This is a genomic window from Mesorhizobium montanum, from assembly GCF_033977145.1.
Taxonomy (GTDB): Bacteria; Pseudomonadota; Alphaproteobacteria; order Rhizobiales; family Rhizobiaceae; genus Mesorhizobium; species Mesorhizobium montanum.
This window is the reverse complement of the sequence record NZ_JAVIJF010000023.1, coordinates 23,787-50,055: the sequence shown is the minus strand read 5'-3', so window position 1 is coordinate 50,055 and position 26,269 is coordinate 23,787. Positions and strand designations below refer to the sequence as shown.

Sequence of the window (26,269 nt, the reverse complement as noted above, 5' to 3'; positions counted from 1 at the left end):
AAAGCTCAGACCACAAGGGTCTGCTCCAGGCGCTCGGCAATCAGCGCGGCGAGCCGCGCCGCCACCTTGTCCTTGCCCATTTCCGGCCATTCCTCGACACCCGTCCTGGAGACGATGCGCACCTTGTTGCGGTCGCCGCCCATCACACCGGCCGGACCGACGCCGCTTTCGTGCGAAACGTCATTGGCAACGATGAAGTCGGCGCCCTTTTTCCTGAGCTTGGCCTTGGCATTGGCGATGAGGTCCTGTGTCTCGGCGGCGAAGCCGACGACGAGGCCGGGTCGCTGGGCATGATGGCCGATGCCGGCAAGGATGTCCGGGTTCTCGACCATCCGCAGCGAAGGCAGTCCCTTGCCCGCAACCTTCTTGATCTTCTCGCCGGCGGCATTCGCCGTGCGCCAGTCGGCGACCGCGGCGACGAACACGGCGGCATCCGCCGGCAGCAGCCTCTCGACCGCTTGCTTCATCTGGGCGGCCGTTTCGACGTGAATGGTCGCAACACCATCCGGATCGGCGATGGTGACCGGACCGGAGACGAGCCGCACATCGGCGCCGAGCTTCGCAAGTGCGGCCGCAATCGCATGGCCCTGCTTGCCGGATGAGCGGTTGGCGATGTAGCGCACCGGATCGATCGGCTCATGCGTTGGCCCCGAGGTAACGATGATCCTGCGGCCGGCAAGCGGCCTCGGCTTCTCGTCGAGCATCGCCTCGACTGCGGCGACGATCTCCAGCGGCTCGGCCATGCGGCCCTCGCCCGCTTCATGGCTTTCGGCCATCTCGCCTCTCGCGGGACCGACAAAGGCGATGCCGTCCTTCTGCAGCGTCGCCCGATTGCGCCGCGTCGCCGGATGCGACCACATCTTCGGGTTCATCGCCGGCGCCATCAGCACCTTCTTGTCGGTGGCCAGAAGCACGGTCGAGGCAAGGTCGTTGGCATGGCCGTTGGCAAGCTTCGCCATCAGGTCGGCGGTCGCCGGCGCGACGACCAGCAGGTCGGCCTCGCGCGACAGACGGATATGGCCGACATCGTGCTCGTCCTTGCGGTCGAACAATTCGGTGAAGACATGATCCGCCGAAAGCGCGCCAACCGACAGCGTGGTGACGAATTCCTGCGCAGCCGACGTCATCACCACCCGCACCGACGCGCCGCGCTCGCGCAGCCGCCGGATCAGGTCGAGCGCCTTGTAGGCGGCGATGCCGCCGCCGATGATGAGCAGGATGCGTTTGCCGGAAAGAGAGCCTCGCGGAACCGGCTTGCCGGTAGCGGCGACAACCGGCGTCACCTGCTCTTTGGAACCGGTCAGCGCACGCAGCGCCTGCTCGATCCGGCCGATGCGGTCGGCCTGCCCTGTCCGGCCTTCGACCGCGGCCCGGATCATCGCCCGCGCCTGCTCCTCCATCGAGCAGCCATTTTCGGCCGCAAGTTGTCGCAGCAGGTCTTTGACCTCGTCGTCGAGATTCCGGATCGTGATGCTGGCCATGTGATTGCGCTCGCTTTCAGATAGCGATTGCAATGATATCAATGCAATCAAATTGCGGCAAGCCGGACTGCAATCAGAGCAATTTCCACGCGATGTAGATCAAGGTCAGCGCGATCACCCACAGCGCCACGCGGCCGGAGCGGGTGTGGCGCGCTTCGGCTTTGCCGATGGCGCGTGCGGTCGCCTCGTCGAAGCGCAGGCCGTTCTCGGCCATCAGGTCGATCTCGCGCGACAGCCGGTCGGTGCGGGCGGCGAGATCCGGCGCCTGGCGCGCGAGCGCCAGCAACGCCTTGGTGCCGTCGCGCGCGTCGGTGAGCCACCCGCGCGGACCGAGATTGCCGGCGATCCAGTCGCCGACCACCGGTTCCGCCGTCTTCCACATGTTGAAGGCAGGATCGAGCGTGCGCGCCACGCCCTCGACCACGACCATCGTCTTCTGCAGCAGGATCAGTTCCGGCCGCGCCGCCATGTCGAAGAGCTCGGTGACCTCGAACAGAAGCGTCAGAAGCTTGGCCATCGAGATGGTCTCGGCCGACTGGCCGTGGATCGGCTCGCCGATAGCGCGGATCGCCTGCGCGAAGGCCGAGACATTGTGCTGGCGCGGCACGTAGCCGGCCTCGAAATGCACCTCGGCGACGCGATGATAGTCGCGCACGATGAAGCCGTAGAGGATCTCGGCAAGGAAGCGCCGCTCCTTCTTGCCGAGCCGCCCGGCAATGCCGAGATCGACCGCGACGATGGTGCCGTTCGCCTCGACGAACAGGTTGCCCGGATGCATGTCGGCGTGGAAGAAGCCGTCGCGCAGCGTGTGCCTGAGGAACGACTGGATAAGATTGGCGGCGATCGCCTTGAGGTCGTAACCGGCGGCGGCAAGGCCGGCCAGATCGCTCATCTTGATGCCGTCGATCCACTCCATGGTGAGCACGTCGCGGCCGGTCCGTTCCCAGTCGACCGCCGGCACGCGGAAGCCCGGATCGTCCTTGGTGTTCTCACCGAGCTCCGAAAGCGCCGCCGCCTCGAGCCTCAGATCCATCTCGACCTTGGTGGTCTGGGCCAGCGTTTGGGTCACCTCGACCGGACGCAGCCGCCGCGACGAGGGGATGTATTTCTCCTGCAGGTGGGCGGCGAGGAAGTAGCTTTCGAGATCCTGGAAGAAGCGGTGACGCACGCCGGGCCGGATCACCTTCACCGCGACGCGTGACGTCGTTCCCTCACGAGCCACGTCGGCGCCATGCACCTGCGCGATCGAGGCGGCGGCAACCGGATCCCCAAAGTTGGCATAGAGATCGTCTATTGCGCGCCCGAGCGAGGCTTCGATCGCGTGAACCGCCTCCGCGTTCGGGAAGGTATGCATCTTGTCCTGCAAGAGCGCGAGGTCAAGCGCCATGTCGTTGCCGACGACGTCGGGCCGCGTCGCCAGGAACTGGCCGAGCTTGACGTAGGAGGGTCCGAGCCGCACCACCGCCCGCGCCAGTCTGTCGCCACGCTGATAACTCAGCGCCCGGCGGCGGGTAAAAAGCCGCGCCACGCGCCAGCCGAATTTCGGCATGCCGGAGAGCTCTTCGCCAGGCAATGCCGCGACGACGCCTTCGCGAACCAGCACCCAGCCGGCCCTGGCGAGCCTGAAGGCGGCGCCGACGCTGCTCATTGCCCAGCCGGATTCAAAGGGGCCTGCTTCAAAGGGTCCTGCCTCAAAGCTTCCAGCCGGAATGAAGGGCGGCAATGCCGGCCGAATAGTTGCGGAAAGTGACGCGGTCGAAGCCGGCGCGGGTGATCATTGCCGCGAAATTCTGCTGGTTGGGAAACTTGCGGATGGATTCGACGAGATAAGAGTAGGGCTCGCCATCGCCGGTGACCGCCTTGCCGATCCTGGGGATCGCGTTGAACGACCAGGCCTCATAGGCCTTGTCGAGCAGCGGCATCTCGACCTCGGAGAATTCCAGGCACAGGAACCGTCCGCCGCGCCTCAGCACGCGATAGGCTTCATCGAGAGCGACCTCGATGCGCGGCACGTTGCGGATGCCGAACGCGATCGTATAGGCATCGAAAGTATCGTCCTCGAACGGCAGCGCCTCGGCATTGGCCTCGACGAAGTCGGTGTTTGCCGCAAGGCCTTGCTTCTCGGCGCGGTCGCGGCCGACGGCCAGCATCGAGCCGTTGATGTCGAGCACCGTGGCATGGGCCTGGCGCTGGCTGGCCTCGACGATTCGGAAGGCGATATCGCCGGTGCCGCCGGCGACGTCGAGCACCTTCCAGCCCACCTTTTTGGGGGGATTGAGCCAGGCGACCATCGCGTCCTTCCACAATCGATGCAACCCCGCCGACATCAGATCGTTCATGAGGTCGTATCGATTGGCCACCTTATGGAAGACGTCGTTGACGAGGGGCTGCTTCTCGCTTTCCCCAACCTTCCTGAAACCATAGGAGGTTTCCATGCCGCCCGCGGCCGTGGTTCTCTCAACTGACATTATTTTGATCCGTCATAAAACCGGCGGGACCATAGCCGATCGATGGTGCCGACGCTATTGTCCAAGGCGCGGTTTTCGGCCGCGCTTTCAAAACCCGGTCGGGAAAGGTTTCGCATGATTTTCCGGCCAGAATCTGCGCGAGAGCAGCATACCGGACGGGATGACCGCATGATTTTGAAGGCCGAATTGCACTGCCACATCGAAGGGGCGGCGGCGCCCGAGCTTGTCGTCAGCCAGGCGCGCAAATACGGCAAGGACCCGTCGCCCTATATTCAGAACGGTTCCTTCGTCTGGCACGATTTCACCTCGTTTCTCGCCGCCTACGATTTCGCCTCCGACCTTTTCCGCACGGAAGAGGACTATGCGCGCCTCGCCGACTATTATCTGACCAGCCTCGCCCGCGACGGCGCCATCTATTCCGAGGTTTTCACCTCGCCGGACCATGCGAAAATGGCCGGGCTCTCGCCAAAGGCCTATACGGATGCGCTGGGCGAAGGCATGGCCCGCGCCAAGGCCAAGACCGGCATCGAGGGCCGCATGATCGTCACCGGCGTGCGCCATATCGGGGTCGAGGCGATCGAGCAGGCGGCGCGCTTCGCGGCGCGCTGCGGCCATCCGCTGGTGACCGGTTTCGGCGTCGCCGGCGACGAGCGCATCGGCGACTTCGAGGATTATGTGCGCGCCTTCGAGATCGCGCGCGAGGCGGGCCTCGGCATCACCATCCATGCCGGCGAATTGATGGGCTGGGAAAGTGTCAAGGCGGCCCTCGACCACATCCGCCCTTCCCGCATCGGCCATGGCGTTCGCGCCATCGAGAATTCGGACCTCGTCCGCCGCATCGCCGCTGAAGGCGTGGTGCTGGAATGCTGCCCGGCTTCCAACATTGCGCTGAAAGTGTTCGACAGCTTCGCCGACCATCCCTTTCCTGCGCTGCGCGCCGCCGGTTGCAAGGTGACGCTCAACTCCGACGACCCGCCCTATTTCTGGACCTCGCTGAAGCGCGAATACGATATCGCCGCCGAGCATTTCGCCATGAACGACAAGGCGCTGGCCGGGATCACCAGAACGGCCATCGAGGCCGCCTTCGTCGACAAGAGGACCAAGGGAGCGTTGCTGAGCCGGCTGGATGCGAAGGTGCGGTGAGTAGTCAGTGGGGAGTAGTCAGTAGGGGCTGACTTAGCCGGGCGTGCATCGAGCGGTTGAAGGCCGGCGCTTTCCCGGGGCGAGGACTCGCAAATCGGCTCACTATTCACTACTCACTACTGACTATTCACTACCCACTGCGAACCAGTCGGAGCACATCATGCAGGGCGTCACCGTCGTCGACCATCCCCTTGTCCAGCACAAGCTGACCATCATGCGCAAGAAGGAGACCTCGACTGCCGGCTTCCGGCGGCTGCTGCGCGAGATTTCACTCCTGCTTGGCTATGAGGTGACCCGCAACCTCGAACTGACCACGACCATGATCGAGACGCCGATCGAGGAGATGGAGGCACCGACGCTTGAAGGCAAGAAGCTGGTCTTCGCTTCGGTGCTGCGCGCCGGCAACGGCTTGCTCGAAGGCCTGCTCGACCTGGTGCCGGCGGCACGCGTCGCGCATATCGGCCTCTACCGCGACCACGAGACTTTGGAAGCCGTCGAGTATTTCTTCAAGGCGCCGAGCGATCTTGCCGACCGTCTGGTGATCGTCGTCGATCCGATGCTGGCGACCGCCAATTCGGCGATCGCCGCGATCGACAAGCTGAAGGGCCGCGGCGCCACCAACATCCGCTTCCTCTGCCTGCTTGCCGCCCCCGAGGGCGTCGAGCGCTTCACCAAGGCGCATCCGGATGTGCCGATCTTCACCGCCTCGATCGACCGCCAGCTGAACGACAAGGGCTATATCATGCCCGGACTCGGCGATGCCGGCGACCGCATGTACGGGACAAAGTGAGCGCCCTTCTTTACCGCCCGTTTACGCAGACAAGCGGTTCCGTCACGCGTTAAAGCCGCAAACACCATGTCGGCTTTAGGATGCAACTTCGCTTGAGCAATTCCAGGAAAAGTGCGTAGCGGTTTTCCGTCCGGAATTGCGTAAAAAAGAGATAGAGCGTTTCACCGTTTCTGTGAAACGCTCTAGGGGGCATCCATGCTGCGCAGGCTTCTCATCCTTGGCATCTTTGCCGGAACCTCGGCCTCGATTCCGATCGTCTATCAGGCGAATCCGCATCTGGTGGACGGCCTGTTGCAATCGACCGCCGCCTCGCGGCGGGCAGCGCCGCCGCAGGTCAATCTCGCTTCGGTCCCGGACAAGCCGGCGACGCCGATGCCGCTCGGCCGCCAGGTGCTGGTCAATGCCGACGGGCGCGGCCACTTCACATCGCAGTTCAAGCTCAACGGCCGCCAGATCGACGGCATGATCGACACCGGCGCGACGCTGGTCGCCATCAACGTGTCGACCGCGCGCAGGATCGGCATCTCGCTCAATCCGTCCGATTTCAATCGTCAGGTGAACACCGCCAACGGGGCGATCAAGGCCGCCGTGGTGACGCTCGCCCGCCTACAGATCGGCAAGATCTCGATCGACAACGTGCAGGCCATGGTGCTCGACGACAACGCGCTGCAGGTCAACCTGATCGGCATGAGCTTCCTGCAGCGGCTGCAGAAATACCAGGTCCAGGACGGCTCGATGCTGCTCGCTCAGTAAGTCCGATCAGCGAGCCAATATCCGCCTGAGCACGGTTTTCTCGGCGGGCGGCTTGGAAACTCCGACCGCATAAGCAGCACGGACGGCGGCTGCAGTCGCCTCGGCCTCCGCGTCGGTGCGGGCATGCACCAGCGCCAGGGCCTCGCCTGAGCGCACCTCGGCGCCGACAGGCAACAGTCTGGTCAAACCGACGGCATGATCGATTTTGTCGTCCGGACGGGAACGCCCGCCACCGAGCGATATGACGGCAAGCCCGATATCGCGCGTGGCGATCCCGGTCACAAACCCATCCTGTTCCGCTTTCACGGCCAGTTCGACCGGCGCCGTCGGCAAATATTTTTCCGGGTTCTCGATGAAATCGCCGGGACCGCCAAGCCCGGACACCATCCGCGCGAAGATGGCCGCCGCACGGCCGCCGGCAAGCGCTTCGGTGGCGCGCCTGATACCGTCCTGGTTGGACGAGACTAGCTCCGACGACTGCAGCATCTCGGCGGCCAGCGCCAGCGTCACATCCTCCAGCCGCCGGTCGCGATAGCGGCCGGTGAGGAAATCGACGGCATTCTTCACCTCGACCGCATTGCCGGCGGCCGACGCCAGCGGCTCGTTCATCCCGGTCACCAGCGCGGAAGCGTTCAAGCCGGCGCCATTGGCAACCTCGACCAGGCTGTTGGCCAGGGCAACGGCATCGCGCGACTTTTCCATGAAGGCGCCATTGCCGACCTTGACGTCGAGCACCAGCGAGCCGAGCCCGGCGGCCAGTTTCTTCGACAGGATCGAAGCGGTGATCAGCGGTATCGATTCGACCGTACCCGTCACGTCGCGGATCGCGTAGAGCCTGCGGTCGGCCGGCGCGAGATCGGCGGTCTGGCCGATGATGGCGCAGCCGGTCTCGAGCACCGTCTTGCGGAAAAGCGCCACGTCCGGCTGGCTCACATAGCCGGCGATAGCGTCCATCTTGTCCAGCGTGCCGCCGGTGTGGCCGAGGCCGCGGCCCGAGATCATCGGCACATAGGCGCCGCAGGCGGCGACGATCGGCGCCAGCATCAACGAGACATTGTCGCCGACACCGCCGGTCGAATGCTTGTCGGTGACCGGCCCCGGCAGGTCCGACCAGTCGAGCACATCGCCGGAATCGCGCATGGCGATCGTCAGCGCCACGGCTTCCTCGCGGTTCATCCCATTAAGGAAAACGGCCATGGCGAAGGCGCCGATCTGGCCTTCGGAGATGGTGCCCGCCGTCAGGCCTTTGACGAAAGCCGCGATCTCGTCGGTTGAGAGCTTGTGGCCGTCGCGCTTGCGGCGGATGATTTCTTGCGGGAGCATCAGTCGGGCAAGCCGTCCTGGAAGACGCGCCGCAGGATCGTTGCCAGCCGCGCGCCGCCGACCGGCGCCATGTCCTTGGTTTCCTGATGCGAGAGTTCCGCTCCGGTCAGGCCGGCTGCCAGGTTGGTGATGACCGAGCAGGCGGCGACCTTGAGCCCGAGGAAGCGCGCGAGGATGACCTCCGGCACGGTCGACATGCCGACCGCCGTTGCCCCCATGACGCGCGCCATGCGGATCTCGGCGGGTGTCTCGAAGCAGGGTCCCGAAAACCACATATAGACGCCCCGATGCAGTGCCGTGCCGGTCGCCTTCGCCGCCTTTTCGATCGCGCCGCGCAGGCCGGCATCATAGGCCTCGGTAAGGCCGACGAAGCGGCGGTCGCTCGGCTCGCCGATCAACGGATTGGAGCCGGAGAAATTGATGTGGTCGGTGATCAGCATCACAGAGCCCGGTCCCATTTGCGGATCGACCGAGCCGGCGGCATTGGTGAGGATCAGGTGCGAAATGCCGATGCCGGCAAGCACTTCCAGCGCCGGACGCATCGCCGCGGCATTGCCATGCTCGTAATAATGCGCGCGGCCGGACAGCATCAGCACCGGCGTGCCGGCAAAATGCCCGGCAACCACCTCGCCGGCATGACCACTGACGCCGCTTCGCGGAAAACCGGGCAGCTCGGCATAGGAAATTCGACGGGCATCCTTGACCTGGTCGACCAGCCCGCCGAGGCCCGAGCCCAGCACGAGCGCCGCCGTCGGCGCCAGCCCGTCCAGCTTCTCGACCAGATGATCCAGCGCTTCCTTCATTTCAAGATATCGCCTCTGAAGCCGTAAGGCAGCATGTCGCCCATGGTCACCGTCTCGGCCACGCCGGTGTTGTCGCAGAGATAGAGTTTGGTCTCCGGCCGGCAGAATTCCGCCAGCCGCTGCCGGCAGCCGCCGCAAGGCGGGCATTTGGCCATCCGTTCGGCAACCACCGCGATCTCCACGATCCTGCCGCCGCCGCCCATGATGTAGTGGCCGAGCGCTGTCGTTTCGGCGCACCAGCCCTCGGGGTAGGACGCTACCTCGATGTTGGCTCCGGTGAAGACGCGCCCGTCCTCGGTGCGCAATGCTGCGCCCACCGGGAACTTCGAATACGGCGCATAGGCCTTGGCCATCGCCGTCTTCGCCGCCTCGAACAGATCATGCGACATCCGGTTCTTCTCTCCCACGATCTTGTTCAAATGCTGGTCGCTGCCGGACAGAATACCGCCTCAGCGTTCCTTCACGTAGGGCACACCGCCCGCGCGCGGCGGAATGGCCTTGCCGATGAAGCCCGCCAGCAGGATGACGGTCAGCACATAGGGCAGCGCCTGCATGAATTGCACCGGGACCTTGCCGATGATCGGCAGCGGCGATCCTTGCAGGCGGATCGCGGCGGCGTCGAGAAAACCGAACAGCAGGCAGGCGAACATGGCGTTGACCGGCTTCCATTTGGCGAAGATGAGCGCGGCAAGCGCGATATAGCCCTTGCCCGCGGTCATATCCTTCACGAAGCCGCCATTTTGCACCATGGACAGGTACGCGCCGGCAACGCCGGTGAGGATGCCGGTGCAGATCAGCGCACGGTAGCGCAGCCAGGCGACCGAGATACCGGCGGTGTCGACGGCGGCCGGATTTTCGCCGACCGCGCGCAACCTGAGCCCGAAGCGGGTGCGAAACAGCACCCACCAGGTGAACGGCACCATCGCAAAGGCGAAATAGACCAGGATCGAGTGGCCGGAAATCAACTCGGCATAGATCGGGCCGATGATCGGCACATCCCTCATCGCACCGGCACCGGGCCAGGTGATCGCCTCGAATCGCTCGCCCGGCTGCAGCGCCGGCGTGCGGCCGCCTTGGCTGAACCAGGCCTGGCCGAGGATGATGGTTGATCCGGCCGCGATGAAATTGATCGCCACGCCGGAGACGATCTGGTTGCCGCGATGGGTGATCGAGGCGAAGCCGTGCACCAGGGCGAACGCGACCGAAATCAGGACCGCCGTGCCGAGGCCGATCAGCGCCGAATGGAAGACGGCGGCGGCCGAAGCTCCGGCAAAGGCGCCGACCAGCATCTTGCCTTCCAATCCAATATCGAAGATGCCGGCCCGTTCCGAGTAAAGGCCCGCCAGGCAGGCGAGCAGCAGCGGCACCGAAAGGCGGATGGTCGAATCCAACACCTGGATGATTGCGTTGAATGTGTCCATCTCAGGCCCCTGTCCCCTTGACCGCCTGCATGCCGACCGACTTCGGGCTGAAAGACGCGAAAAGCGTCTGGATGTAAGGCCTGAACATATGCTCCAGCGCGCCGGCGAAGAGGATGACTAGGCCCTGGATGATGACGATCATGTCGCGGCTGATTGCCGGCATCTCGAAGGCAAGTTCGGCGCCGCCCTGATAAAGCATGCCGAACAGGATCGCCGCCAGCACGATGCCGACCGGATGCAGCCGGCCCATCAGCGCAACCGCGATGCCGACATAACCGGCGCCGGAGACGAAATCGATCGCCACATTGTGCTGGTCGCCCATCACCGGGTTGAGCGCCATCATGCCGGCCAGCGCCCCCGAAATCATCATCGCGGTGATGATGATGCGGGTTTCCGAAATGCCGGCATAGCGCGCCGCCTTCGGGCTGTGGCCATAGGTGCGCATTTCATAGCCGAGCCTGGTGCGCCAGATCAAAAGCCAGACCAGGAAGGCCATGACCAGCGCGAGCAGGAAGCAGATGTTGAGCGGCGCCGAGCGGATTTTTGCGCCGAACAATTCGATGACCCAGTTGAGCTTCGGCAGTTCCGCGCCGGCGAGGAAATTGCGCGTCTGCGGCGCCTGCGAGCCGGCCGGCTTCAGCAGACCGACCAGCAGATAGACCATCACCGAGGCGGCGATGAAGTTGAACATGATGGTGGTGATGACGATGTGCGAGCCGCGCTTGGCCTGCAGATAGGCCGGGATCAGGCCCCAAAGCGCGCCGAACGCCGCCGCGGCCACGATTGCGATTGGGAAGATCACCCACCAGGGCAGCACGCTGTCGAAGCTCAGGCAAACGAGCGCGATGCCGAGGCCGCCTATATAGGCCTGGCCCTCGGTGCCGATGTTGAACAGGCTGCAATGTGCCGCCACCGCCACCGACAGGCCGGTGAAGATGAAGGTCGTGGCATAGAACAGGGTGAACGCGATGCCCGTGCCCTTGCCGAAGGCGCCTTCGACCAGGATGACGGCGGCGCGGAACGGGTTTTCCCCGACCAGCATGACGACGAAGCCGGCGACGATGAAGGCGACCGACAGGTTGATCAGCGGAATCAACCCATAGTCGGCCCAAGCCGGCAGCTTGGCATAAGGCGTGCTCATTCGGCGGCCTCCTGGTGCTCGACGCCGGCCATCAGGAGGCCGAGTTCGCCCTCGGTCGCGTCCGGGCCGCGCTCGCCGACGACACGGCCGGCAAACATCACCAGGATGCGGTCGGACAACGAGCGGATCTCGTCGAGCTCGACCGATACCACCAGCACGGCCTTGCCCTGGTCGCGCATGGCGATCAGACGCTTGTGGATGAATTCGATGGCGCCGACATCGACGCCGCGCGTCGGCTGGCCGACGATCAGCACACCGGGGTCTTGTTCCATTTCACGCGCCAGCACGATCTTCTGCTGGTTGCCGCCGGAGAAATTGGCGGTCTTGAGGCGCGGATTGCCGGGACGGATGTCGTATTTCTCGATCTTGTCCTTGGCGTCGGCCATGATGGCATCGACATTGAGGAACGGTCCCTTCAGGTAGCGCTCGTCGTCGTGATAGCCGAGGATCGAATTCTCGTTCTCCTCGAAGGCAAGCACCAGTCCGACATGGTGGCGGTCCTCGGGCACGTGAGCCAATCCTCGGTCGCGCAATTCGCCGGGATCGGCCTTGCCGGTGAGATCGATCGGCTTGCCTTCGAGCATCACCTCGCCGGAAACCGCATGCCTGATGCCGGAGATCGCCTCCAGCAGCTCGGACTGGCCGTTGCCGGCCACACCGGCGATACCGACGATCTCGCCGCCGCGCACGTCGAAGGAGACGTTGTCGACCATGGTGACGCCGCGGGAATCCTTGACCGTCAGATTCTTGACCGAGAGTTTTATCGCGCCGGCTTCCGACTGGCCCTTCTCGACCCTGAGCAGCACCCGCCGGCCGACCATCAGTTCGGCCAATTCGCCGACCGTGGTTTCCTTTGTCACCCTGGTGGCCACCATCGTGCCCTGGCGCATCACCGAAACCGTGTCGGTGATCGCCATGATCTCGCGCAGCTTGTGCGTGATCAGGACAATCGTTTTTCCCTGTTCCTTCAATTGCTTGAGGATGCGGAAAAGGTGATCGGCCTCGGCCGGCGTCAGCACACCCGTCGGCTCGTCGAGGATCAGGATCTCGGCGCCGCGATAGAGCGCCTTGAGGATTTCGACGCGCTGCTGCAGGCCGACCGGCAGTTCTTCGATGACAGCGTCGGGATCGACCTCGAGGCCGTATTCGCGCTCCAGCCGGTCGAGCTCCGAGCGCGCTTTGGCGATGCTGCTCTTCAGGAGCGGGTCATTTTCAGCGCCGAGGATGATATTTTCCAACACCGTGAAATTGTCGACCAGCATGAAATGCTGGTGCACCATGCCGATGCCGAGCGCGATGGCATCGTTGGAGGTGTGGATCGACACCGGCTTGCCGCCGACACGGATTTCGCCGCTGTCGGCCTGGTAGAAGCCGTAGAGGATCGACATCAGCGTCGATTTGCCCGCGCCGTTCTCGCCGACAATGCCATGGATGGTGCCGCTCGCAACTTGCAGGTTGATGTCGCGGTTGGCGCGCACGGCGCCAAAGCTCTTGTTGATACCTATGAGCTCGATTGCGGCTTGCGCCATGCAGCCTGTTCCCACTGTTATTTTTTATCGCTTGGTCAAAATGCCTAGCATGATGCCCCGCTTATGCCAATCGGCCGTTCACTCTCGACAAATCCCCGCGCCCTTGTCAATTTCGAACCTGAGCAGGTTCCGCAAAAGTGTCCCACGGTTTTGCGATCGAAACCTGCGAGAACCAACAGAGCATAAGCAGATATTCGTGGGCACCCCACGAATATCTGCTTGGGTGGAAGCTTCACATTCGCAAGGGTCGGTTTTTGCATGACCATGCCTGACGATCGACTAACGACGCTGGAAATCCGCGCCGCCGAGCAGGAAAAGACCATAGAGGAGCTGTCCGGCCAGATCGCCGAACAGTGGAAGGTGATCGAGCGCATGGAGCGCAAGCTCGCCGCTCTGACCGACCGGTTCCTGGAATTGGAGGAGCAGGCCGCCTCCGACGTGCCGGTGACCAAGCCGCCGCACTGGTGAGGAGCATGGGAGAAGACGGCCATGTCCAGTGAAAGCGACCGTGTCGCCCGGGCCGGCGACTATGTCTTTGGCCTGATGAACGACAGGGATCGCGCCCGCGCCGAGCGCGACCTCGAGATCGACCCCGCCTTTCGCGACACGGTTCTGCGGCTCGCCGAGCGCCTGCGCGCCCTCGATCCCGCAGCACCCGAAGGGCGCGACAATCACTGGGAACTGGTCACGCAACGCCTTGCCGAATTGCCGCAGATGCGGACGCGTCTTGTCGGCATTGCCGCCCATGAGACCGAACCGCCGCCGCCGATGATCCACCGGCTCGAGCGCAAGCCCTACGGCGTCGGCCTGCATTCACTTGGCGGCAGGCTTGGCTTCGTCATTGTGCTTGCCCTGATCGCCGCCTTCGCGCTCGGCTATCTTGCCGGCACGCTATAGTTTTCTCGACATCAGGAGCATCGGCGCACCGTCCTGTTCAAAGGTCTCGAGCGCCGACCACCCGAGCGCTTCGTAAAAGCCGCGCGCCTGCCAGGTATAGAGGTAGAGCGTGCCGGCAGCGGCCGACGCGGCATGGGCCTCGACGGTTCTGACCAGTGCTGTACCGACACCGCCGCCACGATGTTCTTCCTCGACGATCAGCCCGGCCAGCCATGGCGTGAGATCGTGCGGCGAACTGATTTCATTGCGGACCAACAGGCAGCTCCCGATAGGCTGGCCCTGGTCTCGGGCAACGAAGGCCGCCTCGAAGCCGTCGCCGGCAATCAGTCCGCGTAGCCCAGCCATGTCTTCATCGAGTGTCCGGCCGGTGCCTTCGAAGAAGGCCTTTAGCCGAAGCCGCGCGATCGCCTCGACGTCGCCTTCGGCCATGGCTTCGATTGTCGGCCGCATCATCCCGTCTCCAAAACGAAACCGCCGGGCGTTGGCCCGGCGGGTTCAAACCTTGCTTCAGCTCGCGATCAATACGGGCAGGCGTTGTCGGTGGTGTAGTCGTGCACCTGGACCTTGCCGGAGATGATGTCGGCCTTGGCCTTTTCGACCGCCGCCTTCATATCGTCGGTCACCAGCGACTTGTTGTTGTCGTCCATGGCGTAGTCGACGCCGCCTTCCTTGAGGCCGAGATTTTCGAGGCCGCCCTTGAAGGTGCCGTTCTTGCCGTCCATGAAGGTGTTGTACACGGCAACGTCGACGCGCTTCATCATCGAGGTCAGCACCTTGCCCGGCTGCAGGCCATTCTGGTTGGAATCGACGCCGATGGCGAGCTTGCCGGAATCCGCCGCAGCCTGCAGCACGCCGACGCCGGTGCCGCCGGCCGCCGCGTAGACCACGTCGGCGCCCTGGTCGATTTGCGTCTTGGCGATCTCGCCGCCCTTGGCCGGGTCGTTCCAGGCAGCCGGCGTGTCGCCGGTCATGTTCTGGATAACGTCAGTCGCGCCGGCCGACTTGGCGCCGCCGACATAACCGCATTCGAACTTGCGGATCAGTGGGATGTCCATGCCGCCGACGAACCCTACCTTCTTCGACTTCGACGCCATCGCCGCCAGAATGCCGACGAGGTAGGAGCCTTCGTTCTCCTTGAACACCAGCGAGCGGACATTGGGCAGGTCGACGGCATCGTCGATGATGGCGAAGCTGAGGTCGGGATATTCGGCCGCGACCTTCTTCAGCGCATCCTCCCAGGCAAAGCCGGCCATGACGATCGGGTTGCGGCCGTCCTCGGCGAAGCGGCGCAGTGCCTGTTCGCGCTGCGAGGCGTTGGAGACTTCGAATTCGACGTAGGCGACGCCGGTTTCCTTCTTGAACTTCTCGGCGCCGTTGTAGGCAGCCTCGTTGAAGGATTTGTCGAACTTGCCGCCCAGATCATAAAGGATGGCCGGCTGCACATCTGCGGCGAAGGCCGGAAGAACCATTGCGGTTGCGGCCAGAAGGCCGAGAACGATACGTTTCATGTGATCCACACCCTGTCGGTTATTTTTTCCGTTGTGCGCCGCCCGCCCGCCCGGTTCTCCGGCAGGCTTGCGGCGCCAGGCAGGAAGTGTTTCCCCTCCCGCTCGCGGTCAATCTGGCACGGCCCGAAACAAAATTCACGTGGAATTTTGACCTGTTGGAAAAAGCGGTTGCCGGCTGGCCGGGTCGTCTTTGTTCCGACGGCTTCAAGGGCTTGGAGCGAATTCCGCGCCGCGGCGCTTGCGCCGGTAGCCGATGGCGTAGAGCAGGAAGGCAAGCACCGCGAACACCGCGAAACCGGGTTGCGCAAGCACCCAGGCGACGACGCCATCCCAGACCAGCGGGCTTGCCTTGGCGCGCACCAAGGTCTCGAAGGCCGCGCGGGTATCGGGCGAGACCGCCAGCCAGCTTGCATTGAGCGGCGTCATGACCAGCGACGAGGCGGCGACCGAGCGCGTCGTGTCGATAACCGCCATGATGACGCAAATCGACAGCGCAACCATGGCCGCCAGCCGAAAGATGAAACGCAACATCGACGCTCTCCCCGGGCAAACTCCCGTCTACTCCGCAATCGACATAGAGCAAATCCCGGAAAAGTGTGAGCGGTTTTCTGTCCGGAATTGCGTCAAAACAAAGAGATAGAGCCGTTCGCCGTTCCGTGAAATAGGGAAGCGCTATGCAGCCTGCGCAATCCCCGCGCAATCGCGGCGCGCGAAATTAACGGGCCGGCGCCGGTCTGCGCCGGTTGACCCGCCAGATGGCGAAAATGCCGCCGGCGATCGCTCCGACGATCAGGCCTGCCAGGCCGACAAAAGCCGCGAAAAATCCGCACGCGCCCTCGAAGCAGCTCATATGGGTCGCGTCCGCGATCAGCGAGCCGGCGAAAAACCCGGCGACGGCGCCGATCGCGCCGCCAAGGATGACGCCGAGCAGCGCGGCAAGGATCGAGACGAAGATCGGCGGCCGCTCGGTCTCCGGATTGGCGTAGACCGTCTCGGCGCCGGCGCCGCGGCGCAGGAGATAGATGCAGAGCAGGCCGATGGCGATCTCGGCGACGGTGAAGCCCAGCGCCTCGGCCGAGAAGACGAAGTCGGGCACGAGCAACACATAGGCCTCGCGCACGACGAGCCAGATGATGACAACGATTTGCCAGATCGTGTAGTGACGGCGGAAGCGGGCCGAGCGATTGAAGGCAAGGCCAAGCAGGTACATCCCCCACAAAATGGTGATGACGCCGCCGGTAAGACCGCCATAGATCAGGAAGAATACGTTATCCGGCAGGCTGAAGTCGCCGATCAGCCGCCAGCTCGAGATCAGGCCATGGGCCGACAGTCCCATGACGATGACGAGCCAGGCCACCGGTATGAAGGAAAGCCCGCTATCCGGCCGCCCCGCGGGTTGCTGGTCGATCGATGCCATGTCGGGACGATGCCCCTCGCCCAAGCAATTCCAAGAAAAATGCCTAGTGGTTTTCCGCTAGGAATTGCGAAAACTGAACCGGCAATTCCAGGGAAAGCTCGCAACCGTTCCAACCGGGATTGCATGAAAACAGAGACTTACGGCAGTCGACAGCCGGCGGGAGCCGAAGTCAAGCATGCCGGTGTGGGATGATCGGCCTGTGCACATCATTCGAACACATCGTCCCTCCTTGGCCCCGCCTTTGCGCCATCCGCGGCAAAGTCGCCGCGACGCCAATATGGCTTGGCATTCGCTTTCGGATCGACTAGATGAGCCCCGCGCCTGTTTGCCTAGACGGCTAGCGGTGCAGGGAAGGGTTGCCCGCCGGTTGAAGGCAACCTGATGATCCGTTGAGGACTTCCCATGGGAGCATCTCCCCAACCCGCGCGGCGAAACCGGCCAGCGCGAGATGCCAAGGACGGAGAGGTGGCCGAGTGGTTGAAGGCGCACGCCTGGAAAGTGTGTTTACGGGAGACCGTAACGCGGGTTCGAATCCCGCTCTCTCCGCCAGTTTTTTGATGGGCTGATAAACATCCGAAAAACCACTGCGGCCCTGGCGCTCAATGCCGACGTCCGTGCTTAACCAGATGGTATCTGAAACGATCGCGCACGAATTTGTTGAAGAATTTACCCTTTGAGGAAGCTGTCTTGAATCCGATGTAGGTCTCGGGTCCCACACCCACGTAGTCATAGCGGTCGCCGGTTGGGACGAACCAAACGGAAAGGACCCGCCTCGACGGATCGTAACGGATGTTCTGGATCGCGGTGGAAGGCATGTCGGGCATCCTGCTTTCCAACCTGTAATCCTTCGCGCAGCGCGAGGTTCCGCCATGCCGGGATCGACCTTGCACAAGGGCTCCGATTGCCTATCTGAGCCGCATGTCATCAGCCAAAAACCGGACCGCAGAGAGCGCCTTCCAGGGCGATCTCTTCGGTGCGCCCGCAAGCCTGCCTCCCGCAAGCCTGCCCGAAGGCTTCTCTTACCAGCCGAACCTGATAGCCCGAGGCGAAGAGCACGAACTGGTCCGTCACATCCAGGGCCTGCCCTTCAAACCGTTCGATTTTCACGGCCATCTTGCCAACAGGCAGATCGTCGGCTTCGGCCTGCGCTATGACTATGGGCGCCGCCAGATGCTCAAGGCACCGCCGATTCCGGACTTCCTGTTGCCGCTTCGCGCCAAGGTCGCCGATTTCGCAGGCGTCCCTGCCGCCGCGTTCGCGCAAGTGCTGATCAACGAGTATCGCCTCGGCGCCGGCATAGGCTGGCACCGGGACAGGCCCCATTTCGAGCTGGTCGCCGGCGTCTCCCTGCTGGCGGCCTGCAGCTTCCGGCTGCGCCGCAGGAACGGCGCGGCATGGGACCGTGAAACGATCGAAGTCGAGCCCAGGTCGGTTTATCTCATGGCCGGCCCGTCACGAAACGAGTGGGAACACAGCATCCCGCCTGTCGGACGACACCGCTATTCCGTGACATTTCGCACGATGCGCGCCAACTGAGCTGGCACACGGCGAATCTCGGGGAACCATCCTCCGAACGAGGGGTTGTGTGGTGAGGTTTCGCAATAGGGAAGGAAGGACCATGCGCACGTTGACGATAGTTCTGACGCTGTCGGCAATGGCCTTGGCGCAGCCCGCTTCTGCTCAACTCGCCAATCCGCAACCGCCGCAGGCCATGCCACCGGCGCAGGAGCCTGGGCCCGACCAGGCACAGCCCGATCAAGGAAATTCCGATAAAAATGTCACCAACATTGTCGTGGTGGCGATGGAGGACCTGCCGGCTGAGGTGAAATCGCAGGCGGAAGCCATAGTCACCAGGACGACCGCCAAGGAACTGGCAAAGCTGCAGAGCTCGGTCGATGCCTCGCCCGAGGCAACGTCGGTCCTGCGCGCCAACGGCCTCAACTCTACCCAGGTCGTCGCCGCAAATATCGACGGTGACGGCACACTGACGCTGATCATCCAGACGACGGCATGACCGGTCGGGCCGCGGCCGGCCGGTCGCGGTCCGCCTTCGACACTCACTCTTGCGGAGGTCGCCATGACCGAAGCCGCGGTGCGCAACTTCACGCTGAATTTTGGACCGCAGCACCCGTCGGCGCACGGCGTGCTCAGGCTGGTGCTGGAATTGGACGGCGAGATCGTCGACCGCGCCGATCCGCATATCGGCCTGCTGCATCGCGGCACCGAGAAGCTGATCGAATACAAAAACTATCTGCAGGCCCTGCCCTATTTCGACCGGCTCGACTATGTCGCGCCGATGAACCAGGAGCATGCCTTCTGCCTTGCCGCCGAAAAGCTGCTCGAACTGTCGGTTCCCCGGCGCGGGCAGTTGATCCGCGTGCTGTTTTGCGAGATCGGGCGGCTCTTGTCGCATCTTCTCAACGTCACCACGCAGGCCATGGATATCGGCGCGCTGACGCCGCCGCTCTGGGGTTTCGCCGAGCGCGAGAAGCTGATGGTGTTCTATGAACGCGCCTCCGGCGCCCGCATGCACGCGAATTATTTCCGCGTCGGCGGCGTGCACCAGGACCTGCCGGGGCAGCTTCTGGACGACATCTGGGATTTCTGCGATCCGTTCCTGAAGGCCTGCGACAATCTCGAGGAACTGCTGACCGACAACCGCATCTTCAAGCAGCGCAACGTCGATGTCGGCGTGATTCCGCTCGATGACGCCTGGGCGTGGGGTTTCTCCGGCCCCATGGTGCGCGGATCCGGCGCGGCCTGGGATCTGCGCAAGGCGCAGCCTTATGAGTGCTATCCCGAGATGGATTTCGACATTCCGGTCGGCAAGCACGGCGACTGTTACGACCGCTATCTGGTGCGCATGGAAGAGATGCGGCAGTCGGTGAGGATCATGCGGCAGTGCCTGGAAAAGCTGCGCTCGCCCGATGGCCAGGGTCCTGTCGCCGTGCCGAACCGGAAGATCACGCCGCCGCCGCGCGCCATTATGAAGCGCTCGATGGAAGCGACGATCCAGCATTTCAAGCTTTATACCGAAGGCCACCGCGTGCCGCAGGGCGAAGTCTATGCAGCGGTGGAGGCGCCGAAAGGCGAGTTCGGCGTTTATCTGGTCTCGGACGGCAGTAACGTTCCCTATCGCTGCAAGATACGCGCGCCGTCCTTCGCCCATCTGCAGGCGATGGATTTTCTGTCGCGCGGGCACATGGTGGCGGATGTCGCGGCGATCATCGGCTCGCTCGACATCGTCTTTGGCGAGATCGATCGCTGAACAAGAGGGAGCGCGGAGTGCCCACCACGCCTCCGTCGCTCCCATCGAGGTCTTGAACGGTCGCGATTGCGTGCATCGCGGCCATCGCTAATGCATGAACACCGCTCTCAGCCAGGCAAGGATGCCCGCGCCCGGAGAGATCGCCGCGCGCACGCGCGACGCCGCCCAGCGCGACGGCATGTTGGCCCCGACATGGCAATGGCAGACGACCTCATGCAGCTGCCAGTCGCTCATTTCGAAGAAACGCTTGGCTTCGCCGTAAGTGTCGTCCCGCAAGCCTTGCGCGCGAAAGATCGGATCCTCGAAAGCGACGGTGATCGCCGATCCGTCGGTACGCATTCTTTCACGCGCGTCGGGTGAGGCGTATTCGGTGCCTGCGAGCGCCGTGAGGCGGCTCGGACTTTGTTCGAGAAGCTGCGCCCAGCGCTCGAGGCGCTGGCCGCGATTGGCGATGAGAGCCGGTGCTTCGGCTTGAACGTCGGCAACGGCGTTGATTTGGTCAAGGGTTTGGTGCTTCACGGCCGTCTCCTGTGTCGACAGATAATCACCCGCCCGCAGTGGGAACTAAGGCGCCGCTCAACGCCGGCAAGAGCCCAAACAGGCGCGGAGAATCATTTGATCGCTACTTGTCGCCATCGGGCGGCGCTATCGTATTGGAACCATCCGCGGACGCGACCGTTCTGCCAGCTTGCGCCGCCGATCGCTCCCGACGAAGCGTCCGATTGCGGCGATCGCCTCCATCATTTCAGGTCGGGCAGGACGTCCCGCTTGTTGGGATTGCAGCAGAGCTTGCCAAGGCACCGAGCGGAAGGAAAACGCGATGGCCATTCTCCCCAATCCGGACCCGTCTCCAACGCCGGTGCCCACGCCGCCGCCCATCCCGGAACCGAAGCCGATGCGCGAGCCGGATCCGGATCGGCTGCCCGACGAGGAGCCGATCCCGAATCCCGATGAGAATGACGAGCCGCCCAAGCATTCGCTTAACATGCGGCGCCACTGACGCGCCTCCTCCCATTTATTCCCGCGCATCGTCGCCTGGAAAGTCGGCATCGTGGACTCAGCGATCAAACCAGCGGGGCATTCTGGCGGCCGTCAATTCTCGCCAAGCATATGAGCGTTATCGCCGAGCCGCCCAGCCTCGCGCCAGGTGCATCATTCGGGATTGACGCCTAGGCCCTCTCCCTGCAATGTCCATTAACCAGCTGTTAACCCTGCGGGCGGCTGAGATCGGGGGCACTTTGGAACCGTTTCTGGACGCGAATCTCCTGAATTGGGACGATCGGGCCGAACTGCACGCTACCGACAAAACTGGCAGCTACCGCATTGAGAACGTGCTTGCCGGTGGATCCAACCTCTATGAGCTGGAAACACGCGAAGTTGGTGACATTTTCGGCAAGGACATCGTCCATCTGCAATGTCACATCGGGCTCGACACGATCAGCCTGAGGAATCTCGGCGCTGGCAGCGTGACAGGCCTGGATTTTTCACCAAGAGCAATCGGGGCGGCGCGAGATTTCGCCTCCAAGGCGGGCAGCGATGTTCGCTTCGTGGAAGCGCCGCTGTACGAGGCCGTCGAAGCGCTCGACCGGACCTATGACATCGTCTACGTTACCTGGGGATCGGTGAACTGGCTTGACGATGTCTTCCGTTGGGCCCGGGTGGTTGCCGATCTTCTGCGGCCCGGTGGCCGGCTCTATATGGCCGAAGGCCATCCCTTGATGTTCCAGTGCAATCGCAAGGCTGCTGCACTCGAGTTGAAGGACGATTGGCGAACGCCTGTAGCGCGACCGCTCGTCTGGAACGAGAAACTGACCTACACCGGCGATGAGCGCGCCTTGAAGCATCCTCGCTACTATGAATGGATTCATCCGATCAGCGACGTGGTGAACGCCTTGATCGCTGCGGGCCTGACGCTCGATTTCCTCAACGAGCACGACACAGTTTCCTGGCAGCACTTTTCATTCGCGGTAAGGGCCGGCAAGGATATGTACGGCCTTCCCGAAAACGCTCCCAAGATTCCGATGGCCTATTCAATCGGGGCAACCAAGCGCGGCGTTGGGACGTATCGGATCGTCCAGAAGAAGGTCGATAGCCACTAGTTTCGTATGCGGTAAGTTCTGGTGTGCGTTTTCCGCACACCAGTCTCCGAAGGCGGAAAATTTTTAAAGATTGTGAAGGCCAAAATTAAGTTATTGCGAACTAATATTCCCTTGATGAGGCTCGCCCAGAGAGCCTGAGAGGCACAGGGAACATCGCTTTATTGGCTTTTTCCGCCAATATGTTCGCCCACGTGAAGGGGGGCGTCTTTTCATCGGCAAGGATTCCGGTGGCGATCGCGGTTGTGGTTATTGCCGTGTGCGCGGTGCTCGCCGACCATCAAAACAAGATTGTTTCGGATCAGGTCGCCCGCGTGGACGTCCTGGCTAAGGTTAATGTCGTTCGCGCCAAACTCGAAGGGAAGATCAACGGCAACCTTCAGCTGGCGCGAGGACTGGTCGCAGCAGTCACGACCGAGCCCTACATGGGACAGCAACGTTTCACTGAGCTTGCCAGCAGACTGTTCAACGAAGATTCCCAGCTTCGCAACATTGCCGGCGCGCCCGACCTGGTCATTTCCTTGATGTACCCGATGGCCGGCAACGAGAAGGCTATCGGCCTCGACTATCGCAACAACGACCAGCAGCGTGCGGCGGCGCTGCGTGCGCGCGACGAGCGCAAGCTCATTCTTGCCGGCCCGGTCGATCTGGCGCAGGGAGGGCGGGCCTTCATCGGCCGATTTCCGGTGTTCGTTAAAAGCGCGGGCAACACCGAACGGTTCTGGGGCATCGTTTCCGCAGTCGTCGACGTGCAGCGCCTCTACCAGGCAAGCGGTCTTCTCGACAAGGATCTCGGGATCGACATAGCCCTCATCGGCAATGACGCCCTTGGCACGAAAGGAGTGCAGTTCTTCGGCGACGAACGGGTCGTCAAAAGCGATCCTGTGACGGCCGACGTTCTTTTTCCATCAGGCTCCTGGCAGATCGCTGCGATTCCCAAGGGCGGTTGGCCCGCCACGCCCGCCAACGCCTGGCGGCTCCGGGCGATCATGGCGGCAGCAGCGGCGCTGATTTTGATTCCCTTCCTGGCGGCAGGCCGCCTGATCAATGAACGGCAGCGAAACTACTGGGAACTGCATCGGCTGTCGCGGCGACTGGAACTTGCCCTGGAGGCCTCGGCCATCGGCGTTTGGGAACACGACCTCGAAACCAACCATCTTGCTTGGGACGACCGCGTCAACGAAATATACGGCAGGGAGGCCGATGGCGGACCGCGCGGATATTCCGACTGGGCCGGGGCCATTCATCCCAACGATCTGCCTCAGGCGCTTGCAGACTTCGACAATGCCGTGACCGGGCGAGGCACATATTCATCGGAATACCGGGTTGTTCGTCCGAACGGCGAAATTCGTCACGTCCGGTCCAGGGCGACCTTCTACCAGACCGCAAACAATTCGCCGCGAATGGTTGGCGCGGAATGGGACGTGACAGCAGATGTTTTGCTGAACACTGATCTGGTTCGCGCAAAACAGCTGACCGAGTCGAAAAATACGGAACTTGAATCTGCCAAGGCGCGCATAGAACACGTCGCCCTGCACGATTCGCTGACGGATTTGCCCAATCGGCGTTACCTGGACCAGATGCTGGAAAATTATGCGGCAAAGGCCAGGCTCAACGGTGGCTACGCGGCGCTGCTTCATGTCGATCTAGACCGCTTCAAGCACATCAACGATACGCTCGGCCACGCGGCTGGCGACGCAATGCTGGTGCACGCGTCATCCGTTCTCCAGTCCAATGTCGGCGACCGCGGCTTCGTCGCTCGAATTGGAGGAGACGAATTCGTCGTGCTCTGCACGGTGCATGACGATGCCAGCCAAGCGGCCGTGCTCGCCAACCGCATTATCGAACAGATGCGCCGACCTGTTTACTATCACGGCCACCAATGCCGTTTTGGCGTCAGCGTCGGAATTTCGATCGACAATGGCAACGACGCCGATGCAAGGCAGCTGCTGGTGAACGCCGACATCGCGCTCTACCGGGCAAAGAGGCGGGGGCGCAACCGGCATGAATTCTTCAGTGGCGAGTTGCAAAGCGAAATCGTCAAGACAAAGAGAATAGCCGACGAGATTCTGGCCGGTCTGGAGCGAAATGAATTCGTCGCATACTACCAGCCGCAATTTGACGCGAAGACGCTGGAGATCGTGGGAGTTGAAGCGCTGGCGCGATGGAAGCATCCAGAGAGGGGCATTCTGGCACCAGACGTTTTTCTGAAGATCGCCGAAGAACTGAATGTCGTCTCGGTGATAGATCGGAAAATCCTGCAGCAATCGCTGTTGGATTTCGAGGCGTGGACCGCAGAGAGGATTGGCATTCCGCGCGTGTCAGTCAACGTTTCGGCGCGGCGCCTTCAGGATGAGGAGCTCCTGAAGAGTCTGCGGGACCTCAACATCAGGAAGGGCACCTTATCCTTTGAACTCGTCGAGTCGATCTTCCTCGACGACAACGACGATTTGGTCACGTGGAACGTTGAGCAGATCAAGGAACTCGGCATCGACATCGAAATCGACGACTTTGGCACCGGCTACGCATCCATTGTCAGTTTGCTCAAGTTGCAGCCCCGCCGCCTGAAGATAGATCGCCAGCTGGTGGATCCTATCGTGAACTCACCGCAGCAAAGGCAAGTCGTCTCCTCCATCATCGAAATCGGCAAATCCTTGGGCATCGAGATCGTCGCTGAAGGCGTGGAAACGATGAAGCATGCACGTCTGCTCAAGGGGCTAGGCTGCGACATATTGCAAGGCTACGCATTCGGGCGCGCATTGAATCCCGAAGACCTGAGAAGCTTTGTTCGATCTCGTCGGTTGCGCGTCGCAGGCTAATCCTGTTCGAAATCTCTCGCTTGCATTCCGCCCCGGCAAGGCTTCGCGCCTCATCCGAACCGTGCCGGTGTCCAAGCTCCGCCCGCCGCATTCGACTCCACCGCCGCCGCCACGAACTTCACGCCGCACGCGCCGTCGACCACGTCGGGCACCTGCGCCGCACGCCCTGCATCGACCGTTCCGCCCGAGCGATGAACGCGAATAATGTCGGCGGCGTCGCGATAGAAATTGGCGAAGGCCTCGATATAGCCTTCCGGGTGAGCCGCCGGCATGCGCGAGACGCGCCGGGCCTCCGCCATCGAGCCATGGCCGCCGCGCACCAGTATGCGCGTTTCCTCGCCATAGGGCGAGAAGCGCAGCTCCTCCGGCCGCGAGCCCGACCATTCCAGCCCGGCCTTCTCGCCATAGATGCGCACCGAGAGGTCGTTGTAGTGGCCGGGCGACGTCTGGCTCGCGAGGATCGTGCCGCGGGCTCCGCTTGTCCAGCGCAGCATGACATGCGCATTGTCGTCGAGCCGCCGCCCCGGCACCGCGGTGAAGAGGTCGGCGGAGACCGCCTCGGCCTCGAAGCCGGAGACGAAGCTTGCCAGGTTGAAGGCATGGACGCCAATATCGGCGAGCACCGCCGACTGCCCGGCACGCGTTGGATCGGTGCGCCATTCCGCCTGCTTCTGGCCCTCGGCGTCGATCGGCCTGGTCAGCCAGTCCTGGATATAGGCGCCGTGCACGGACACGATGCGGCCAAGCTCGCCCGCCGCCACCATTTCGCGCGCCTGGCGGACCATGGCGTAGCCGGTGTTGTTGAGCGTGACGACGAAGCGACGCTTCTTCGCTTTGGTCAGCGCAACCAGCGCTTCGGCCTCGCCAAGCGTCGTCGACAGCGGCTTGTCGCAGATCACGTCGATGCCGGCCTCGAGGAAGGCGGTGGCGATCGGCGCGTGCAGATGGTTGGGCGTGACGATGACCACCGCCTCGATGCCATCGGCCCGCGCTGCTTCGGCTCTCGCCATGGCGCGGTAGTCGGCGTAGCTGCGCTCCGGCGCGATGCCGATCTCCGCGGCGGAGGTCGCGGCATTGTCCGGATCGGAGGACAGCGCGCCCGCGACCAGCGCGATCTGATCGTCGAGCCGCATGGCCAGCCGGTGCACGGCGCCGATGAAGGCATTGCGGCCGCCTCCGACCATTCCGACGCGGAGACGTTGACGCGACGTACCATCAGCGGTTGCATAGACCATGATTGCGATTATTCTCCCCGAGGTTCGATGTGCCGGCCGGCGCGGTTGTTCGTCATAACCGGCTGTCATTGTTTTCGAATGATATTTCTATTTTTTGTTTTGTAAAACGATTGTGCCGCGTTAGCTTTTACCCAGGCCCAGGAGGTGGGCCGCATCCGGAGGGCAGGGATCGGATGA

At 63.0% G+C, this 26,269-nt stretch carries 27 protein-coding genes and 1 tRNA gene; 12 read left to right on the top strand and 16 right to left on the bottom strand.

The annotated features are described in order from the left end of the window. Nucleotides 1-5 precede the first annotated feature (5 nt). The 3 genes from coaBC to ubiE all read right to left on the bottom strand — a co-directional run bounded on the left by coaBC (nucleotide 6) and on the right by ubiE (nucleotide 3,949). On the bottom strand, nucleotides 6-1,481 hold the full coding sequence (gene coaBC / locus RFM68_RS26980; RefSeq protein ID WP_320236051.1) for a bifunctional phosphopantothenoylcysteine decarboxylase/phosphopantothenate--cysteine ligase CoaBC: 1,476 nt from the start codon (nucleotides 1,479-1,481) through the stop codon (nucleotides 6-8). Nucleotides 1,482-1,554: 73 nt separating this feature from the next. Further along, nucleotides 1,555-3,129 (bottom strand): 2-polyprenylphenol 6-hydroxylase, encoded by a 1,575-nt coding sequence (gene ubiB, locus RFM68_RS26975; protein WP_320236050.1) that lies wholly within the window; start codon nucleotides 3,127-3,129, stop codon nucleotides 1,555-1,557. 43 nt (nucleotides 3,130-3,172) lie between these two features. Beyond that, entirely contained in the window at nucleotides 3,173-3,949 is a 777-nt protein-coding gene (ubiE, locus tag RFM68_RS26970; protein ID WP_320236049.1) for a bifunctional demethylmenaquinone methyltransferase/2-methoxy-6-polyprenyl-1,4-benzoquinol methylase UbiE, read from the bottom strand. A 168-nt stretch (nucleotides 3,950-4,117) separates the two neighbouring features. On the opposite strand from ubiE, the gene RFM68_RS26965 reads away from it, so the two are divergent. The 3 genes from RFM68_RS26965 to RFM68_RS26955 all read left to right on the top strand — a co-directional run bounded on the left by RFM68_RS26965 (nucleotide 4,118) and on the right by RFM68_RS26955 (nucleotide 6,635). After that, nucleotides 4,118-5,092: an adenosine deaminase gene (locus RFM68_RS26965; RefSeq protein ID WP_320236048.1), complete on the top strand. Its 975-nt coding sequence runs from the start codon at nucleotides 4,118-4,120 to the stop codon at nucleotides 5,090-5,092. 160 nt (nucleotides 5,093-5,252) lie between these two features. Continuing rightward, complete coding sequence (gene upp / locus RFM68_RS26960; protein WP_320236047.1) at nucleotides 5,253-5,882, top strand: uracil phosphoribosyltransferase; 630 nt, start codon at nucleotides 5,253-5,255, stop codon at nucleotides 5,880-5,882. A 195-nt stretch (nucleotides 5,883-6,077) separates the two neighbouring features. After that, nucleotides 6,078-6,635, top strand: coding sequence for a TIGR02281 family clan AA aspartic protease (locus RFM68_RS26955; protein ID WP_320236046.1), 558 nt, complete (start codon nucleotides 6,078-6,080; stop codon nucleotides 6,633-6,635). Nucleotides 6,636-6,641: 6 nt separating this feature from the next. Here RFM68_RS26955 and deoA read toward each other — a convergent pair whose 3' ends face one another. The 6 genes from deoA to RFM68_RS26925 are packed head-to-tail and all read right to left on the bottom strand — an operon-like array spanning nucleotide 6,642 to nucleotide 12,852. Beyond that, a complete protein-coding gene (deoA, locus tag RFM68_RS26950; protein ID WP_320236045.1) occupies nucleotides 6,642-7,958 on the bottom strand; it encodes a thymidine phosphorylase in 1,317 nt (438 codons plus the stop codon). Then, nucleotides 7,958-8,761 (bottom strand): purine-nucleoside phosphorylase, encoded by an 804-nt coding sequence (locus RFM68_RS26945; protein WP_320236044.1) that lies wholly within the window; start codon nucleotides 8,759-8,761, stop codon nucleotides 7,958-7,960. Before RFM68_RS26945 ends, deoA begins: the two co-directional genes overlap by 1 nt. Then, a complete protein-coding gene (gene cdd, locus RFM68_RS26940; RefSeq protein ID WP_320236118.1) occupies nucleotides 8,758-9,150 on the bottom strand; it encodes a cytidine deaminase in 393 nt (130 codons plus the stop codon). The genes RFM68_RS26945 and cdd overlap by 4 nt, the downstream gene beginning before the upstream one ends. A 60-nt stretch (nucleotides 9,151-9,210) precedes the next feature. Further along, nucleotides 9,211-10,182 (bottom strand): ABC transporter permease, encoded by a 972-nt coding sequence (locus tag RFM68_RS26935; protein ID WP_320236043.1) that lies wholly within the window; start codon nucleotides 10,180-10,182, stop codon nucleotides 9,211-9,213. Between the two features lies 1 nt (nucleotide 10,183). Continuing rightward, complete coding sequence (locus tag RFM68_RS26930; protein WP_320236042.1) at nucleotides 10,184-11,323, bottom strand: ABC transporter permease; 1,140 nt, start codon at nucleotides 11,321-11,323, stop codon at nucleotides 10,184-10,186. Continuing rightward, nucleotides 11,320-12,852, bottom strand: a complete 1,533-nt coding sequence (locus tag RFM68_RS26925) for an ABC transporter ATP-binding protein (RefSeq protein WP_320236041.1) — start codon at nucleotides 12,850-12,852, stop codon at nucleotides 11,320-11,322. Before RFM68_RS26925 ends, RFM68_RS26930 begins: the two co-directional genes overlap by 4 nt. A gap of 258 nt (nucleotides 12,853-13,110) precedes the next feature. On the opposite strand from RFM68_RS26925, the gene RFM68_RS26920 reads away from it, so the two are divergent. Both RFM68_RS26920 and RFM68_RS26915 read left to right on the top strand, forming a co-directional pair. Continuing rightward, nucleotides 13,111-13,320, top strand: coding sequence for a SlyX family protein (locus RFM68_RS26920; protein WP_320236040.1), 210 nt, complete (start codon nucleotides 13,111-13,113; stop codon nucleotides 13,318-13,320). A gap of 21 nt (nucleotides 13,321-13,341) precedes the next feature. After that, the gene (locus RFM68_RS26915) at nucleotides 13,342-13,749 is read left to right on the top strand and encodes a hypothetical protein (protein ID WP_320236039.1); all 408 of its coding nucleotides are present in this window, start codon (nucleotides 13,342-13,344) and stop codon (nucleotides 13,747-13,749) included. Here the strand turns inward: RFM68_RS26915 and RFM68_RS26910 are convergent. From RFM68_RS26910 to RFM68_RS26895, 4 genes are all read right to left on the bottom strand, one after another. Further along, nucleotides 13,744-14,202, bottom strand: coding sequence for a GNAT family N-acetyltransferase (locus RFM68_RS26910; protein ID WP_320236038.1), 459 nt, complete (start codon nucleotides 14,200-14,202; stop codon nucleotides 13,744-13,746). The genes RFM68_RS26915 and RFM68_RS26910 overlap by 6 nt on opposite strands. A gap of 65 nt (nucleotides 14,203-14,267) precedes the next feature. Further along, nucleotides 14,268-15,257, bottom strand: a complete 990-nt coding sequence (locus RFM68_RS26905) for a BMP family lipoprotein (RefSeq protein WP_320236037.1) — start codon at nucleotides 15,255-15,257, stop codon at nucleotides 14,268-14,270. Between the two features lie 204 nt (nucleotides 15,258-15,461). Next, nucleotides 15,462-15,788: a hypothetical protein gene (locus tag RFM68_RS26900; protein ID WP_320236035.1), complete on the bottom strand. Its 327-nt coding sequence runs from the start codon at nucleotides 15,786-15,788 to the stop codon at nucleotides 15,462-15,464. Nucleotides 15,789-15,972: 184 nt separating this feature from the next. Further along, nucleotides 15,973-16,674 carry a hypothetical protein gene (locus RFM68_RS26895; protein ID WP_320236034.1) on the bottom strand — a complete coding sequence of 234 codons (702 nt, stop codon included), beginning with the start codon at nucleotides 16,672-16,674 and terminating at the stop codon, nucleotides 15,973-15,975. Between the two features lie 459 nt (nucleotides 16,675-17,133). On the opposite strand from RFM68_RS26895, the gene RFM68_RS26890 reads away from it, so the two are divergent. Beyond that, a tRNA-Ser gene (locus RFM68_RS26890) sits at nucleotides 17,134-17,223 on the top strand. Between the two features lie 50 nt (nucleotides 17,224-17,273). Here RFM68_RS26890 and RFM68_RS26885 read toward each other — a convergent pair. Beyond that, nucleotides 17,274-17,498 (bottom strand): KTSC domain-containing protein, encoded by a 225-nt coding sequence (locus RFM68_RS26885; RefSeq protein WP_320236033.1) that lies wholly within the window; start codon nucleotides 17,496-17,498, stop codon nucleotides 17,274-17,276. A gap of 94 nt (nucleotides 17,499-17,592) precedes the next feature. Here RFM68_RS26885 and RFM68_RS26880 point away from each other — a divergent pair, with 94 nt between their 5' ends. The 3 genes from RFM68_RS26880 to RFM68_RS26870 all read left to right on the top strand — a co-directional run bounded on the left by RFM68_RS26880 (nucleotide 17,593) and on the right by RFM68_RS26870 (nucleotide 19,942). Then, a complete protein-coding gene (locus RFM68_RS26880) occupies nucleotides 17,593-18,210 on the top strand; it encodes an alpha-ketoglutarate-dependent dioxygenase AlkB (protein ID WP_320236032.1) in 618 nt (205 codons plus the stop codon). An 82-nt stretch (nucleotides 18,211-18,292) separates the two neighbouring features. Next, complete coding sequence (locus tag RFM68_RS26875) at nucleotides 18,293-18,688, top strand: hypothetical protein (RefSeq protein WP_320236031.1); 396 nt, start codon at nucleotides 18,293-18,295, stop codon at nucleotides 18,686-18,688. Nucleotides 18,689-18,751: 63 nt separating this feature from the next. After that, nucleotides 18,752-19,942: an NADH-quinone oxidoreductase subunit D gene (locus RFM68_RS26870; protein ID WP_320236030.1), complete on the top strand. Its 1,191-nt coding sequence runs from the start codon at nucleotides 18,752-18,754 to the stop codon at nucleotides 19,940-19,942. Between the two features lie 87 nt (nucleotides 19,943-20,029). Here the strand turns inward: RFM68_RS26870 and RFM68_RS26865 are convergent, their stop codons facing one another. Beyond that, entirely contained in the window at nucleotides 20,030-20,461 is a 432-nt protein-coding gene (locus RFM68_RS26865) for a hypothetical protein (protein ID WP_320236029.1), read from the bottom strand. 301 nt (nucleotides 20,462-20,762) lie between these two features. Between RFM68_RS26865 and RFM68_RS26860 the strand changes: the two genes are divergently transcribed. The 3 genes from RFM68_RS26860 (at nucleotide 20,763) to RFM68_RS26850 (ending at nucleotide 24,857) form a co-directional block, all read left to right on the top strand. After that, the gene (locus RFM68_RS26860; protein ID WP_320236028.1) at nucleotides 20,763-20,942 is read left to right on the top strand and encodes a hypothetical protein; all 180 of its coding nucleotides are present in this window, start codon (nucleotides 20,763-20,765) and stop codon (nucleotides 20,940-20,942) included. Nucleotides 20,943-21,129: 187 nt separating this feature from the next. Beyond that, on the top strand, nucleotides 21,130-22,041 hold the full coding sequence (locus RFM68_RS26855) for a class I SAM-dependent methyltransferase (RefSeq protein ID WP_320236027.1): 912 nt from the start codon (nucleotides 21,130-21,132) through the stop codon (nucleotides 22,039-22,041). A gap of 179 nt (nucleotides 22,042-22,220) precedes the next feature. Beyond that, a complete protein-coding gene (locus tag RFM68_RS26850; protein WP_320236117.1) occupies nucleotides 22,221-24,857 on the top strand; it encodes a bifunctional diguanylate cyclase/phosphodiesterase in 2,637 nt (878 codons plus the stop codon). A 50-nt stretch (nucleotides 24,858-24,907) separates the two neighbouring features. On the opposite strand, the gene RFM68_RS26845 is transcribed toward RFM68_RS26850, so the two are convergent. Beyond that, the gene (locus tag RFM68_RS26845) at nucleotides 24,908-26,092 is read right to left on the bottom strand and encodes a Gfo/Idh/MocA family protein (protein ID WP_320236026.1); all 1,185 of its coding nucleotides are present in this window, start codon (nucleotides 26,090-26,092) and stop codon (nucleotides 24,908-24,910) included. Nucleotides 26,093-26,269: the final 177 nt, after the last annotated feature.

Coding starts and splice junctions, on each gene's coding strand:
- coaBC (WP_320236051.1), bottom strand. CDS start 1,481: ATGGCCAGCATCACGATCCGGAATCTCGACGACGAGGTCAAAGACCTG.
- ubiB (WP_320236050.1), bottom strand. CDS start 3,129: ATGAGCAGCGTCGGCGCCGCCTTCAGGCTCGCCAGGGCCGGCTGGGTG.
- ubiE (WP_320236049.1), bottom strand. CDS start 3,949: ATGTCAGTTGAGAGAACCACGGCCGCGGGCGGCATGGAAACCTCCTAT.
- RFM68_RS26965 (WP_320236048.1), top strand. CDS start 4,118: ATGATTTTGAAGGCCGAATTGCACTGCCACATCGAAGGGGCGGCGGCG.
- upp (WP_320236047.1), top strand. CDS start 5,253: ATGCAGGGCGTCACCGTCGTCGACCATCCCCTTGTCCAGCACAAGCTG.
- RFM68_RS26955 (WP_320236046.1), top strand. CDS start 6,078: ATGCTGCGCAGGCTTCTCATCCTTGGCATCTTTGCCGGAACCTCGGCC.
- deoA (WP_320236045.1), bottom strand. CDS start 7,958: ATGCTCCCGCAAGAAATCATCCGCCGCAAGCGCGACGGCCACAAGCTC.
- RFM68_RS26945 (WP_320236044.1), bottom strand. CDS start 8,761: ATGAAGGAAGCGCTGGATCATCTGGTCGAGAAGCTGGACGGGCTGGCG.
- cdd (WP_320236118.1), bottom strand. CDS start 9,150: ATGTCGCATGATCTGTTCGAGGCGGCGAAGACGGCGATGGCCAAGGCC.
- RFM68_RS26935 (WP_320236043.1), bottom strand. CDS start 10,182: ATGGACACATTCAACGCAATCATCCAGGTGTTGGATTCGACCATCCGC.
- RFM68_RS26930 (WP_320236042.1), bottom strand. CDS start 11,323: ATGAGCACGCCTTATGCCAAGCTGCCGGCTTGGGCCGACTATGGGTTG.
- RFM68_RS26925 (WP_320236041.1), bottom strand. CDS start 12,852: ATGGCGCAAGCCGCAATCGAGCTCATAGGTATCAACAAGAGCTTTGGC.
- RFM68_RS26920 (WP_320236040.1), top strand. CDS start 13,111: ATGACCATGCCTGACGATCGACTAACGACGCTGGAAATCCGCGCCGCC.
- RFM68_RS26915 (WP_320236039.1), top strand. CDS start 13,342: ATGTCCAGTGAAAGCGACCGTGTCGCCCGGGCCGGCGACTATGTCTTT.
- RFM68_RS26910 (WP_320236038.1), bottom strand. CDS start 14,202: ATGATGCGGCCGACAATCGAAGCCATGGCCGAAGGCGACGTCGAGGCG.
- RFM68_RS26905 (WP_320236037.1), bottom strand. CDS start 15,257: ATGAAACGTATCGTTCTCGGCCTTCTGGCCGCAACCGCAATGGTTCTT.
- RFM68_RS26900 (WP_320236035.1), bottom strand. CDS start 15,788: ATGTTGCGTTTCATCTTTCGGCTGGCGGCCATGGTTGCGCTGTCGATT.
- RFM68_RS26895 (WP_320236034.1), bottom strand. CDS start 16,674: ATGGCATCGATCGACCAGCAACCCGCGGGGCGGCCGGATAGCGGGCTT.
- RFM68_RS26885 (WP_320236033.1), bottom strand. CDS start 17,498: ATGCCCGACATGCCTTCCACCGCGATCCAGAACATCCGTTACGATCCG.
- RFM68_RS26880 (WP_320236032.1), top strand. CDS start 17,593: ATGTCATCAGCCAAAAACCGGACCGCAGAGAGCGCCTTCCAGGGCGAT.
- RFM68_RS26875 (WP_320236031.1), top strand. CDS start 18,293: ATGCGCACGTTGACGATAGTTCTGACGCTGTCGGCAATGGCCTTGGCG.
- RFM68_RS26870 (WP_320236030.1), top strand. CDS start 18,752: ATGACCGAAGCCGCGGTGCGCAACTTCACGCTGAATTTTGGACCGCAG.
- RFM68_RS26860 (WP_320236028.1), top strand. CDS start 20,763: ATGGCCATTCTCCCCAATCCGGACCCGTCTCCAACGCCGGTGCCCACG.
- RFM68_RS26855 (WP_320236027.1), top strand. CDS start 21,130: ATGTCCATTAACCAGCTGTTAACCCTGCGGGCGGCTGAGATCGGGGGC.
- RFM68_RS26850 (WP_320236117.1), top strand. CDS start 22,221: ATGTTCGCCCACGTGAAGGGGGGCGTCTTTTCATCGGCAAGGATTCCG.
- RFM68_RS26845 (WP_320236026.1), bottom strand. CDS start 26,092: ATGGTCTATGCAACCGCTGATGGTACGTCGCGTCAACGTCTCCGCGTC.